The following is a 13,497-nucleotide window of genomic DNA, read 5'->3' on the forward strand; positions in this document are numbered from 1 at the left end:
CGCTTAGAAAGGAGTTGAGAAAAATAGAGAGGTAGTGTGGAAATGAAAAGACTGAAACCGACGAAGCTGATCGCTCCGGTGCTGGGGCTTGCTCTATTGGCGCCGTCACTGTTTCCGGGGGCTGTACAAGCTGAGGCAAGCAAAAAAATTAAATCCGTAGAATTTGTGGGCATGGCAGCGCCGGCGACCGCGGAGGAAATGGCGAAGGCATACTCGGGCGCATCGCTTAAAGTAACTTTTACTAACGGCACAGTTCAGAACTTTCCACTGACTTATAAAACTTTACTCAAATCAACTGATGTGATTAACGGAACCCCCGCCGGCTTAGCGGTGGATGTTAACGGCAAACCGATCATGGATAACAGTGTGCCGGATAAACCGGCGCCGTTCGTATCCGATGCTCCTGATTCCAACAGTCTGTTGAGTGTACCCGGGGCGGGTAAGACTGCTCTTGGAGGAAACGCGCTTTCGCTTCTTACGCATTACGAGTACATTACAAGCGATAATGCAGGCAAATCTGCGTACGGCATGATTCCGGCATCCATCAGTTTAAGCACGATTGACCAGAACAAAAAAACCGGCGAGCTCAAAGCTACGGATGTAAAAAAAGTGGATTTCTCAGCGGCAGCCGGATTGTGGATTCCTTGTAACGGATCTTTAACGCCTTGGAACACTCATCTGAGCAGTGAAGAGTACGAACCTGACGCACGCGCCTATGAACTCGATCCGGCAAAATCCCCGCTCGTGGGTTCTTTTACAAAATATTACTATCAGGACGATAAAAAAGTTGGAAATCCGTATGCATATGGATACATCCCCGAAGTGACCGTGCATGCCGACAATACGACAACGGTTGTTAAGCATTACAGTATGGGAAGATTTTCTCATGAGCTTGGCAAAGTTGCGCCAGACGGCAAAACGGTCATATTCGGAGATGACGGCGGGAATACAATGATGTTTATGTATGTCGCTGATCAAGCAAAAGATCTCTCGGCCGGTACTCTCTATGCAGCGAAATGGATTCAGACGAGCGACAAGGACGCGGCGCCGCCGATCTGCAATGGATCAAGCTCGGACAGGCATCAGACAACGAAATTAAGTCTTATATCGATAAAGGTTTGAAATTCAGCGATATTTTTGAAACGGCAGACAAGGACACCGCAGGATTCACGAAAATCAAAGCTTACCCGTCTGGCAAGGTTGAATGGCTTAAAGTGAAGCCGGGCATGGAGCAAGCCGCAGCGTTCATGGAAGCGCGCCGGTACGGAGCAATTCTTGGCGCAACCTCCGAGTTCAACAAGATGGAAGGCGTATCCGTCAACGAGAAAGACAAAAAGGTGTACATCGCGGTATCTTACCTTGAAAAGAGTATGGAAAAGGATACGAAAGGCGAAGACCCGGCGGATCACATTCAACTGCCGAAGATGAAATCCGGAGCGACTTATGAGCTTTCCTTGCAGGGAAGCCAGAAGGACTCCAGCCAAGCAGCCATCAACAGCAGCTACGTTCCGGCAACGATGAAAGCATTGGTTATCGGCGAAGATTTGGCTAAAGCGGATGAGAAAGGCAACACAGCAGCGGTAGATAAAGTGGCCAACCCCGATAATGTTTCTTTCTCTCAAAGTCTGAGAACATTATTTATCGGTGAAGACAGCGGCATGCACGCGAACAACTTCCTTTGGGCTTATAACGTCGATACCAAGAAGCTGTCCCGCATCATGTCCGTGCCTGCCGGTGCGGAAGCAACCGGACTGCAAATGGTGGATGACCTGAACGGCTTTGCTTATATTATGAGTAACTTGCAGCATCCGGGGGATGAAATGATCGTGCCCGAGCCTTTGAAGGCTGAAGTGGAGAGTTATATCAACAAATTGTGGGATAACAAAAAGTCCGGCTCCGTAGGCTATATCAGCGGACTTCCTTCAATCGCCAAGCTGGGCCAGTCCAATGAACCGCGTAAAGGCAACATAGTCGTGCGAGAAGAGGCCGATCATCACGGTGCCAAAGTGCAGTGGAACCAAAAACAGCACAGCCTGACAGTCAGCTTTAAGGACAAGACGCTCTATGTAAAAATCGGTTCTTCTGAAGTAACGATCAATGGGCAGAAAATGAAGCTGCAAGGTAAAGTGGACTTCCATGAAGGCAGAGTGCTTTTACCGGCCGAATTGATGGACAACTTTTTCAATCAATGATCATGATGCAGCAGCAAAAAAGGCGGTCGGAGTTATTCTCCGGCGGCTTTTTTGCTGCTGCCATGCCCTGACCTCTGCTAATGACAATGGTTGTATTCGGTGGATTGCTTATATTTAATGGCACTAAGCAATTTTTCAAATAAGGTTAATAGTATTAACTCTTCCAGTATTTTAGAATCTACGTCTCTGCCTGATTCTGATAGGATGGTAATATGCTTATAATCTATTAGAACCGAGGCTATCCTAGTGAAGCTCTACAGGATCTTAATATATATGATGTGCACGTCAGCAGCGGCTAATATTTTTAGCGTGAACACTGCAGCTGCGCAATCCGGAAACAACGCCGCTCCTTTCGTCGATATCTCGAACAGTTTTGCGAAACAACAAATCATGGATTTGTATCGGAACAACATCATTTCGGGCACGAGCGGGCGCAAATTCGAACCGAAAAAGCCGGTAACACGCGCAGAGTTCATGGCCATGGCAATCCGTATTTTGCGTCTGAAGCCGACAGCGAACGATCTGCCTTCTTATACCGACGTTGCCCGAAACTCCTGGTACTATGGGGATGTGCAAGCGGCATCCGATTTGAAATTGGCTTATGGTAAAGACTCTGGGAAGTTTCGACCGCTGGGCAGGATCACTCGTCAGGAGACGGCGGTTATGATCATGCGGATGCTGAAGCAGCAAGATGTTGGACAAACCTGGAGAAGTGTGAGTTATAAGGACAACGGCGATATTGCCTTGTGGGCTGCGGCTGACGTGCGGAAGATCTCCACGCTCGGCTTAATGAATGGGAACGCCGGGAACTTCAGACCGAAGGACAGTATAACCAGACAAGAGATGGCCGCAGTGCTGGACCGAATTTTGCACAACCCGCGTTGGTCCGCCGAACTGAAAAAATCTCCGTCCGCGGGTATACAACTCGGCTGGCAATACGGTTCCACGACGGCTCAATTCATTAAGCAAGTAAGCAACTCTTCGATCAATACTTTATCACCAAGATATCATTATCTTCAGAAGGACGGATCAGTATCCGACAGTACGGATCCGGCTTTGATTTCATGGGCTTCGTCGCATGGCAGGAAAGTGTGGAGCATGCTGGGAAACCGGTCGAACGCTGAGCTTACCCACACCATACTGGCGAATGATCAGAAGAGGAGCTGGGTAATCAAACAGCTTATCGGATACGTTAAGAAATACCGTTTGCATGGGATCAATGTCGATTTTGAAAATGTGCAGGCGAGCGACAGATCTAATCTGACGGCGTTCATAGACGAACTTGCCGCGGAGCTTCACGGGGTAAACGCTAAACTGTCCGTAAACGTGTCGCCGGATTTGGGAACGAGCTGGACTGCGGCGTTTGACTACAGGGCGCTAGGTGATCGTGCGGACTATATCATATTGATGGGTTATGATGAGCATTGGGCCGGCGCGCCGACAGCAGGTTCCGTTTCTTCCCTGCCTTGGCTTGAGAAAGCGGCCGAAAAGCTGGTTGCCTATGTTCCGCGGAAGAAAATCATATTAGCTCTGCCTTTTTACAGCCGGGAATGGATTAAGGATACAGGTGCTTATTCCGGAGATATCACCCTTGTGCGGCAAGGCGAAATCGCCCGGAACTTTAATGCCGTTAAAGAATGGAACTCTGGAATGGGCCAGTACGTCTTGGAGTATGGCAAGCAGGGTGTCAATCATCGCATTTGGGCGGAGGAAAGCCGTTCGCTTTCACTGAAAGCGGCAATGGCGGCAGACCGGGGCATCACCGGATTCGCATACTGGTATCCGGGCGCGGAAACGAAAGACGTTTGGACGAGCCTCAAAAATGCAGTGCGATATGCTTCATACAAATTTTCATAAAAAAGCCGGGGTCTACACAGACCCCGGCTTTTTTGCCGGTTGCATCTTACCGTTGATTCTGTTTGAGTGGGTGTTAAACTCAAATCGGTTTATAATATCGTTATTACGATAAATGAACGATCAGCTTTCTGAAGGTTTATTAATGTCATTAATTTGATCGAAAAGGGGAGTTTTATGTGAGGGCGGTACATATCGACGACAAAAAAAAAATCGCTGTACATAGCTGAAGCGGATGAACCGGAGATGCTTGATGACGAGTTGTTGGTGCAAGTGAAAGCAACCGCCCTTAATCGTGCGGATCTTCTGCAAAAGCGGGGCCTGTATCCGCCTCCGCAAGGAGAGTCATCCATCATGGGATTGGAAATGTCGGGTGTCGTTGAGAAAGCAGGAGCGAACACAAGCGGCTGGAGGCGCGGGGATCGGGTGTTTGCACTGCTCCCTGGGGGTGGATATGCGGAGCGCGTCAGCATTCCTGCCGGTATGGCGATGCGTATACCGGATCATTTTTCTTTCGAAGAAGCGGCTGCGGTGCCTGAAGTGTTTTTAACGGCGTATCTCAATTTATTCGAATTGGGTGGTCTGAAGCCCGATCATACGGTGCTCATTCATGCGGGAGCAAGCGGCGTGGGCACCGCTGCAATACAGCTGGTCAGAGAAGCAGGGGCGACGTCCATCGTCACCGCCGGAAGCGAAGAGAAACGCAACACTTGTATCTCGCTGGGGGCAAGCAGCGCAATTGATTATAAAGCAGGCCCCTTTGCTCCTGATGTATTGGCAGCGACAGGCGGTAAAGGCGTGGACATTATTCTCGATTTTCTCGGATCGTCATATTGGGAACAGAATATGGAAGCGCTAGCCATCGACGGACGCTTGATCGTACTTGCCACCATGGGCGGAAACATAGTGAAGGATGTGGATCTGGGCTTCATGCTTCGACGAAGACTGCAGTTGATCGGAAGCTCTTTGCGCTCCAGATCCCGTGCCGACAAAATTCGTCTGACCGCCGGCTTCGCTGCCTTTGCCCTGCCGCTTTTTGAACAGGGCCGCCTTAAGCCTGTCATTGACTCCGTGTGGGAATGGGAAAAGGTCAACGAGGCTCATCAACATATGGAGAAAAACAGGAATACGGGGAAGATTATCCTTCGAGTTGAACAGTAGACTTGCTGCTTTTTTGCTGCTGTTGTTCCGATCTTAAGTACATCACGAGTCCGATAATGATACCGAGGCCGCCGATGATTTGAAAATCGCTGATATATTCCTGAAACAGCCAAACGCCCAGCAGACTCGCTCCGACCGGCTCGGCGAATACCGTCATCGACACTGTCGTCGCTTTCACGTACTGAAGCAGCCAGTTGAAGATCATATGGCCGAATACGGTCGGGACAATGGCCAGCAGAAGGAAGACGAACCACTCTTTAGCAGGGTAGCCGGAGACAGGTATGTTTACCGTAAAATTATAAGCCGCGAAGAAGACGAAGGTGAACGTAAAGACGATCAGGCTGTACAAATAAGACGGTACACGGCTTAATATTCGTTTCGCGACAAGCATATTCACCGCAACTGCCAGTGCTCCAAGCAGAGATAACACATCTCCGATGAACGCCGACCGTGAGATGCCGATATCGCCTGAGCCGATACAGCAGGCACCGATCAATGCAATGAAAAGTCCTATAACCGCGGCTTTGCCGGGGCGATCGTTGAACACAAAGTACGCGCCGATCATGACAAATACGGGCTCCAACGCGAGAATAATGGTCGAACTGGCGATAGACGTGTAGTTGACCGATTCCATCCAGAGCAAGAAGTGCAGAGCCAGGAAAAACCCGGCCACGCTTAGCAGCAGCCAATCCTTCACTGATATGAGCCGTATTTGTTTAATGTATTTAATGCCCCAAGGTAACATAAGGATGACCGTAAACAACATCCGGTACATGCCCTGAACCGAGACCGGAGCATCAGAATAACGCACGAGAATAGGTGCGAATGAAATAGCAATCATACCTGTGACAAGAGCGGTGATAAGCGTAAGCGGTGATGGTGTTTTCACGTCAGATTCCTTCCTGTTTCCGATAACAACTAAGCTATTGTAATGCTGCCGGCAGGAAAGATCAATGCGTTTTATCGAAATAACTTGTAACGGTATAAGCTGCCTCGGGCAGCTTTTTTTCTTGGAGGAAGTTTCCTTAAGCGCAGCTTGGATAAGCCGAGCCGCGCGGGGGAAAATAATACCGTTACTGATAACTGGAGGTGAACGACAATGAACGTGCAAAGCTTAGGTCCACACGAATCCATGGAAATTCACGAGATGGTGAACTTTAAAACCCTGTGTCTTGCCAAATCCAAATTGATGCAGGGTTTGGTCTTTGATAAAGATCTCAAACATTTAATGCAGAGGGATGTAGAGATGTCCAAAAGGCAATTATCCGAACTTGAAACCATCTATAGTCATGCACCATTCCGCATTGACGTGAACACCAATGTCCCAATCCACTGATGGAGAGTGAACGATATGAACAACGATTATTTGGACCCGACAAATGCCGAGAACCTGCCGGATCGAGCGGACGCGCTATTTGCGATGGATTGTTTAATTCGTGCGAAAAACGGCGTTCGTAATTGCGCTTTTGCGATAGCTGAAACCGCGACACCTGAAGCCAGAACGATGCTGCGCAAACACTTGCAAGAAAGTCTTGCGATGCATGAGGAGATTGCACAGCTGATGTTGAATAAGCACTGGCTCCATACTCACCATCTCAGCGAACAATATAAATTGGACATTCTATCCGCTGACGAGATGATTAAGGTTTCGAATTTGAAACTGTATCCTGATAACACGACTCGGCTCGGTATGTTCGCGACGCCAGATAAATAAGAGTGGAGGAACTATCATGAGAGCCGTTACGTATCAAGGCATTAAAAATGTGGAGGTAAAAGAGGTCGAAGATCCGAAGATTGAAAAACCGGATGATGTGATCGTTAGGATCACCAGTTCCGCGATCTGCGGATCAGACTTGCATTTGATTCACGGAATGGTGCCTAACTTTCCGCAAAACTATATTATCGGGCATGAACCTGTAGGGGTCGTTGAAGAAGCAGGTCCCGATGTCACCAAAGTTAAAAAAGGCGATAGGGTCATCATTCCTTTTAACGTATCATGCGGTCATTGCTGGTATTGTGAGCATGATCTGACAAGCCAGTGTGATAACTCCAATCCGCATGGGGATATGGGCGCTTATTTTGGCTATACGGAGACGATGGGAGGCTACGCGGGAGGACAGGCAGATTTCATGCGGGTTCCTTACGGCAATTTTACCCCATTCAAAGTTCCCGAGGACAGCGAAGTTGAAGATGAAAGATTGGCTGTAATCGCGGATGCGATGTCTACCGCTTATTGGACCGTTGACAATGCAGGTGTGAAAGACGGGGACACCGTCATTGTGCTGGGTTGCGGACCGGTGGGACTTTTCTCGCAAAAATTTTGCTGGTTAAAAGGTGCAAAAAGGGTTATCGCGGTGGATTACGTGGAATATCGTTTGCTCCGCGCTAAAAAGCGGAATAACGTAGAAATCGTGAATTTCGAAAAAGAAAAAAACATCGGAAACCATCTCAAGGAGATCACTAAAGGCGGAGCTGACGTCGTTATCGATGCTGTAGGTATGGATGCCAAGATGACTCCGATGGAATTTCTTGCGACCGGCCTGAAGCTTCAAGGAGGATCTCTGAACCCGGTGATTATCGCTACCCAAGCTGTACGCAAAGGGGGAACGATTCAAATCACAGGCGCTTATGGAGCCAGATATAATGCTTTCCCGCTGGGAGACATCTTTCAAAGAAACATTAATATTCGTACGGGACAAGCGCCGGTTATTCCTTATATGCCGCTCATGTACAAGTTCGTTGCCGAAGGTAAGATTGACCCGATGGATGTCATCACACATGTCATTCCTCTATCGGATGCAAAGAAAGGTTATGAACTGTTCGACGACAAATTGGATGACTGCATTAAAGTCGTTCTCAAACCATAATCGAGAGGAGGGTTTCTCATGGTGATGTCAGATCTCGATACGAAGCTGATGGCGCACGAAACTCTTGATCTTCACGAAGTTACCGCCTTTAAAACGCTCTGTCTGACCAAGTCAAAAACGATGCGGGCATTAGTATCAGACCCGGAACTGCAGAACTTGATGCAGATGGATGTCGCTCTCTCCACGAGACAGCTTCAGGAACTGAATGGACTGTTGTCAAAGGCGATTCAATAGGAGGAAGAACAAATGAACACGATCGTTGAACATTTAACGGGATTAAATGCTATGACGGATCAGGTTATTGCGATGGATCTGCTTATTTCAGCCAAATCGGGCATTCAAATGTATGCGGTCGCTGCGACTGAATCTGCAACCCCCGAGGTAAAAGCAGTGCTGCAAAGACATCTTGATGAAGCTATTGAAACCCATGAGCGGATTAGCGGATATATGATGTCGAGAGGTTTTTACCATCCGTATAACATGAATGAGCAGATCCAGCTAGATATGCAAAATGCGCAGACGGCTTTAGCTATTCCAACCACCTGAGTCCGGGACAGTAAGGAGGGGTGATAACGTGAACAATAACCGTGACGTGAAAAACAACAGTATCGAAGAAATCCGTGCGGACCATCAGAACTTTATCGACAAGACCGAGGATCGGGTGAAGGAAGTTCCGCAAAGCACCCAAGGCGGCGAAGCGGTGGAAGCGATGACGGCGCATATTAACAAATACGATGTCCCGGAAGAGAAGGAAGACCGTTAAATCACAGTACTGTTTACAAGGAGGAGTTGTTGTTAAGTCTGTTCTGACTTAAGAGCAACTCTTTTTTGCGTAGCAGAGGGGATGGGCAAACATGCCGTTTGAAGGAAAAGTTGTCGTCATTACCGGATCCGGGGGAGGTATCGGCCGCGGGCTGGCCCTTGCGTACGCCGACCGGGGGGCAACGGTCGTCATCGTCGACAAGGATATGGACAAAGCAAGAGAAACAGAAAGTCTTGTCATCAATGCAGGTGGCATGTGTTCCATACATAACGTTGATTTGAGTGTGCCTGAGCAGGTCGTCCGATTGTTCCGGGAAGCGGCGGACAGGTGGGGACGAGTTGATATATTGATCAACAACGCAGGCCTAGGTGTGTTCAAAAGCCCATTCGATTTGGCTCTGGAAGAGTGGGATTACGTGATTAACACGAACTTGCGGGGAACATTCCTTTGCTCCCGTGAGGCTGCCGCCTTAATGAAAAGGCAGGGCGGAGGTTCAATCGTGAATATATCTTCGACCAGGTCTGTGATGTCGGAACCGAACTCGGAAGCCTACGCCGCGTCCAAAGGCGGCATCGCCTCCCTGACTCATGCGCTGGCGTTATCCCTCGGGCCCGATCGCATCCGCGTTAATGCTATAAGTCCCGGATGGATCGAAACCGGAGATTACGAGAGATTACGGGAAGAGGACCATACCCAGCATCCTGCGCAAAGAGTCGGAACACCGGGGGACATAGCCAAGGGCTGTTTCTATTTAACCGAACCTGACAACGATTTCGTCACCGGCATTAACCTGGTGATCGACGGCGGCATGACAAGGAAAATGATCTATGAGGAGTAAAAAAAAGTACTTGATCGGACGATCAAGTACTTTTTTGATCGAATCAATAAGGATCCCCGGAATTCTCCTCCAGCCTGGTATCCGGATTTCCGCTGAGATCGAGAGGTTTGGAATCATCGACTCTGAAGCCCAAGCGTTCATGCGGCTCCGTATCCTCGTACAACGTTTGCGGATCACCGTCGCGGGCGTCTCTCAATCTATCATCAGGCTTTCTAAATAACTCTCTGCGATTTGCAAGCAATGTATCCGGTTCTCGAATTGCCTCGTCAGGCACATTCGGCGTGTTCGGCAGGTCATTCGGCTTCATCATGTACACTCCTTTCATAGGTATATTTCCCCTTTTGCAAATCGGCCATTCAAATACTGCATTTCAGCTGTTTCGGGTTGCGTGGATTGTGGTAAAATATGGTAACGACTATAATTTAAGGAGCGTGTAAGATGAACGTATCTGGCCTCCGGCTGAGCCGTCATTCGCTTCCCGGGTTGATGCTAATGCTGTCGTTATTCTTCACTCTACTAACCATTGTACATAACAAAACGTATGCAGAAGACATGAATAGAAGCAAGGGCGGCGAACCCCTCATTAGTCCGACTCCTAAAAGCGTCCAAGTGCTCGGGAACGGATTTCAACTGCCCCGCTCCATCGGTCTTGTAAAAGGAGAAGAGACGGAAGGAGCTGTTGTGTCCGAATTGCAGGAAATCTTGAAATCTTTCGGCATCGAAGCCGTGAAGGTATCAAATTACGATGACAAAAAGCCTTCCGCACCGGTGACAATATGGCTCGGCAGCCTGAAAGACGCCAAACAATTTGAGCAATCGTATAAAGTCGAATTCAAGGATCTGCCGGCCGGGTTGCCTGCTGAAGGTTACGTTGTGAGCTCCTTCAGAGGAGATCACGGCAAACACATCCTGCTGTCCGGCGCGGATGCCGACGGTATCTATTACGCTGTTCAAACGTTCCGCCAAATCGTTACATCAGCATCGGGCCGTGTGTGGATGCCCGAAATTTCGATCAACGATTCTCCCGCAATGCCGGTCCGCGGCATTATTGAAGGTTTTTACGGCAAGCCCTGGACGTACGAAAATCGGCTCGGCATGCTTGACTTTATGGGCAAGCATAAAATGAATACCTATGTATACGCCCCCAAAGATGATCCTTATCACCGTGATAAATGGAGGACACCTTACCCGCAGGAAGAGTTGGCCAAGCTGGGAAAGCTGGTGAATGCGGCCAAGGCAAAGCATGTGGATTTTGTCTTTACCGTGTCTCCGGGAATGGATGTGTGCTACTCCAGCGATCAAGACTTTCAGGCTCTGGTGGACAAAGCCCAAGCGATGTGGGATCTCGGTGTAAGGGATTATGCGCTGCTTCTGGACGACATTACTCTCCAGATGAACTGCGAGCAGGACGAACGGAACTTCGGCGTCTCCGCAAGTCCTGCCGCTTCCGCTCAAGCTCATTTATTAAACCGGTTTTTACACGAATTTATCGAAAAGCATCCTGGCGCAGCGCCATTAATAACCGTGCCTACGGAGTACTACCAGTCGGATTCGAGCCCATACCGGGAAACGTTCGCCGCTTCGGTGAATCCCGATATTTTGGTATATTGGACCGGATTTAATATTACCCCCGCCCAAATAACGTCGGAGGAAGCCGACCGGATTGCCTCCATATTTAAGCATGAACTTCTCATCTGGGACAATTACCCGGTCACGGATTATATCCCTCAGCGGGTGCTGCTCGGTCCGCTTGAAGGAAGAGACGCCGATTTGGCGGAACACCATGTCCATGGTTTGACGGCCAACCCTATGGAGCACGCGGAGGCTTCCAAAATCGCCTTATACACGACCGCCGATTACACATGGAACCCAGGAGCCTATGATCCTATGAAATCATGGAGCAACAGTTTGAGGGAATTCGGCGGAACGGCGGAAGACGCACTTCGCACCTTTGCGGACAATAATCAGTCGTCGATTCTTCGCGCAGAAGAATCTCCTGTGCTTAATGCACGGATACAGCAGTATTGGATTGCCTTTGAGGCGGGAGACGCGACTGCTCAAATGCAGGCTCTGCAAGCTGAATTCAAGAAGCTGGAGCAGCTGCCCAAGTCTTTGCAACTGATCGGCAATAAGAACTTTCTGAACGAAATGCAGCCGTGGATTCTGAAGCTGCACCACTATGGAATAGCAGGTCAGATCGCCTTGGATATGCTTGCCGCAATGAAAGCGGGAGATAAAGAGCTTGCGCTGCACTATCGGACGGCATTAACCGAGGAGATGAAAAGGGATACGGTTGATGTTCTCGTTCCGGCAAACCGAAGCTCCAGCAGGATACTTAATGGCATTAATCGTGAACGCGGAGAATCCGAACTGATCCAATACACCCCTGAATATGGCAACCGTACCGGCACGAACGAATGGGGTTATGAAATTACGGTTGTTGACGGGAAGGTCGTGAAAGAAGGCGGCAATAACAATATCATTCCGGATAACGGATATGTGCTCAGCCTTCATTACGAGAAATGGCTGCAGGAAAATGCGATTATCGGAGCTAAAGTTTCCATCGATAACGGGGTCGTTACGATATCCGTCGACAAGGGGACGTACCCGGTGCCGAACAAAAAAGTTGCCGCTCAAGGAGTCATAGATTCTTTCCTCGGCAAAGCGACGCAAATGTATGATTTTTGGGGGTCCGGCGGTAATGCGGTACAGCCTTTGACTTCGATGGGTACATGGGATGTCTATGTGCCGCAAAATATGGTTGACGGCGACAGCCAGACCTATTACTGGAGCAACGCAGCTCCGCGAATAGGAGACTATGTGGGCATTAACCTTGGAAAGCTCACAACGATCAGCAAAATCCATTTCATGATGGGCGACGGACAATCGAGCGACTATATTCACCGCGGTGCTTTGGAAATTTCCACGGACGGCTTAAGCTGGCAAGCCATCGGAACATACATCGATCAGCCGGAAATCAGTGTTGAGCTGCCTGCGGGAACACAAGCCAAATTTATAAGATTCAAGGCAATCGATTCCCAGATCGAGTGGGTTCAGGTAAGAGAATGGGTGATCGTGCAGGGCAATCCACAGTAATCAATTTCCAAGATTAGGGCAATTTAAAGGGGAGGTTCTTGCCAACAGTCGATTACAACAAGCGAGGAAAAGGAATTGGAGTACTTAACGCATTTGCTGGAACAATACGGATATGCGGTGCTTTTCACTGCCTTATGGCTCGAGATGCTTGCACTTCCTCTTCCAGGCGAATTTTTGATGAGTTACGCAGGCCTTATTGTCTATCAAGGGCATCTTACTTGGTTAACATCTATTGTTGTCGCCGGCTTGGGTGTCTGCTTGGGTATGACATCATCCTATTGGATCGGGTACCGGTTGGGCCGGCCTTTCTTCGAAAAGCATGGAAGACGCATACATCTGGGACCCGACAAACTGGATCGGGTATCGGGCTGGTTTCAAAGGTACGGAAACAAGCTTTTGATCATCGCTTATTTCATTCCGGGCGTACGGCATATAACCGGATACTTCTCAGGCATTACTCGGCTTCCTTTTCGGAAATATGCAGCTTTCGCTTACCCTGGTGCTATCATATGGGTTACGGTGTTCATCACGTTAGGTAAATTACTCGGACCGAAGTGGGAGCTATACCATCACACGATAAATAGATATATGCTTACATTCGGGATTATAACGGCAGTTGGATTTATGCTGATTTATTTGTATAGGACCTACAAGGAGCGAATAAAAAAATAAGCTGTCCGCACTGATAGATGAGGGTTTCAAAAGATATCGAACGATGGGTAAAGT

Annotated in this window: 15 protein-coding genes; 13 read left to right on the top strand and 2 right to left on the bottom strand. The window is 48.8% G+C overall.

Annotation, left to right across the window (positions count from 1 at the left end; translation table 11 throughout):
- Nucleotides 1-42: 42 nt before the first annotated feature.
- The 4 genes from SD71_RS26085 to SD71_RS20940 all read left to right on the top strand — a co-directional run bounded on the left by SD71_RS26085 (nt 43) and on the right by SD71_RS20940 (nt 5,207).
- Complete coding sequence (locus SD71_RS26085) at nt 43-1,122, top strand: alkaline phosphatase PhoX (protein ID WP_326998801.1); 1,080 nt, start codon at nt 43-45, stop codon at nt 1,120-1,122.
- Entirely contained in the window at nt 1,017-2,192 is a 1,176-nt protein-coding gene (locus SD71_RS26090) for a stalk domain-containing protein (protein WP_326998802.1), read from the top strand. The genes SD71_RS26085 and SD71_RS26090 overlap by 106 nt, the downstream gene beginning before the upstream one ends.
- 273 nt (nt 2,193-2,465) lie before the next feature.
- Nucleotides 2,466-4,049, top strand: coding sequence for an S-layer homology domain-containing protein (locus SD71_RS20935; protein WP_235427282.1), 1,584 nt, complete (start codon nt 2,466-2,468; stop codon nt 4,047-4,049).
- Nucleotides 4,050-4,292: 243 nt separating this feature from the next.
- Nucleotides 4,293-5,207: an NAD(P)H-quinone oxidoreductase gene (locus SD71_RS20940; RefSeq protein WP_082034396.1), complete on the top strand. Its 915-nt coding sequence runs from the start codon at nt 4,293-4,295 to the stop codon at nt 5,205-5,207.
- On the opposite strand, the gene SD71_RS20945 is transcribed toward SD71_RS20940, so the two are convergent.
- Nucleotides 5,185-6,096 (bottom strand): DMT family transporter, encoded by a 912-nt coding sequence (locus tag SD71_RS20945; RefSeq protein WP_235427285.1) that lies wholly within the window; start codon nt 6,094-6,096, stop codon nt 5,185-5,187. The genes SD71_RS20940 and SD71_RS20945 overlap by 23 nt on opposite strands.
- 210 nt (nt 6,097-6,306) lie before the next feature.
- Here SD71_RS20945 and SD71_RS20950 point away from each other — a divergent pair, with 210 nt between their 5' ends.
- From SD71_RS20950 to SD71_RS20980, 7 genes are all read left to right on the top strand, one after another.
- On the top strand, nt 6,307-6,543 hold the full coding sequence (locus SD71_RS20950) for a hypothetical protein (protein WP_041067731.1): 237 nt from the start codon (nt 6,307-6,309) through the stop codon (nt 6,541-6,543).
- Between the two features lie 15 nt (nt 6,544-6,558).
- Nucleotides 6,559-6,921, top strand: coding sequence for a spore coat protein (locus tag SD71_RS20955; RefSeq protein WP_041067733.1), 363 nt, complete (start codon nt 6,559-6,561; stop codon nt 6,919-6,921).
- 16 nt (nt 6,922-6,937) lie between these two features.
- The gene (locus tag SD71_RS20960) at nt 6,938-8,074 is read left to right on the top strand and encodes a zinc-dependent alcohol dehydrogenase (protein WP_041067736.1); all 1,137 of its coding nucleotides are present in this window, start codon (nt 6,938-6,940) and stop codon (nt 8,072-8,074) included.
- Nucleotides 8,075-8,098: 24 nt separating this feature from the next.
- On the top strand, nt 8,099-8,308 hold the full coding sequence (locus SD71_RS20965) for a hypothetical protein (RefSeq protein ID WP_041068040.1): 210 nt from the start codon (nt 8,099-8,101) through the stop codon (nt 8,306-8,308).
- Between the two features lie 12 nt (nt 8,309-8,320).
- Nucleotides 8,321-8,620, top strand: a complete 300-nt coding sequence (locus SD71_RS20970; RefSeq protein WP_041067739.1) for a spore coat protein — start codon at nt 8,321-8,323, stop codon at nt 8,618-8,620.
- Nucleotides 8,621-8,648: 28 nt separating this feature from the next.
- Nucleotides 8,649-8,837: a hypothetical protein gene (locus tag SD71_RS24270; RefSeq protein WP_041067742.1), complete on the top strand. Its 189-nt coding sequence runs from the start codon at nt 8,649-8,651 to the stop codon at nt 8,835-8,837.
- Nucleotides 8,838-8,928: 91 nt separating this feature from the next.
- Nucleotides 8,929-9,675 (top strand): SDR family NAD(P)-dependent oxidoreductase, encoded by a 747-nt coding sequence (locus SD71_RS20980; protein WP_041067744.1) that lies wholly within the window; start codon nt 8,929-8,931, stop codon nt 9,673-9,675.
- Nucleotides 9,676-9,718: 43 nt separating this feature from the next.
- Here the strand turns inward: SD71_RS20980 and SD71_RS20985 are convergent, their stop codons facing one another.
- Nucleotides 9,719-10,000 carry a hypothetical protein gene (locus SD71_RS20985; protein WP_041067747.1) on the bottom strand — a complete coding sequence of 94 codons (282 nt, stop codon included), beginning with the start codon at nt 9,998-10,000 and terminating at the stop codon, nt 9,719-9,721.
- Between the two features lie 113 nt (nt 10,001-10,113).
- On the opposite strand from SD71_RS20985, the gene SD71_RS20990 reads away from it, so the two are divergent.
- A complete protein-coding gene (locus tag SD71_RS20990; RefSeq protein WP_052476490.1) occupies nt 10,114-12,771 on the top strand; it encodes a beta-N-acetylglucosaminidase domain-containing protein in 2,658 nt (885 codons plus the stop codon).
- 75 nt (nt 12,772-12,846) lie between these two features.
- Nucleotides 12,847-13,443: a DedA family protein gene (locus SD71_RS22695; protein WP_052476491.1), complete on the top strand. Its 597-nt coding sequence runs from the start codon at nt 12,847-12,849 to the stop codon at nt 13,441-13,443.
- The last annotated feature ends 54 nt before the right edge of the window (nt 13,444-13,497 follow it).

The sequence above is a fragment of the Cohnella kolymensis genome (assembly GCF_000829465.1).
In the GTDB taxonomy this organism is placed as follows: domain Bacteria; phylum Bacillota; class Bacilli; order Paenibacillales; family Paenibacillaceae; genus Cohnella; species Cohnella kolymensis.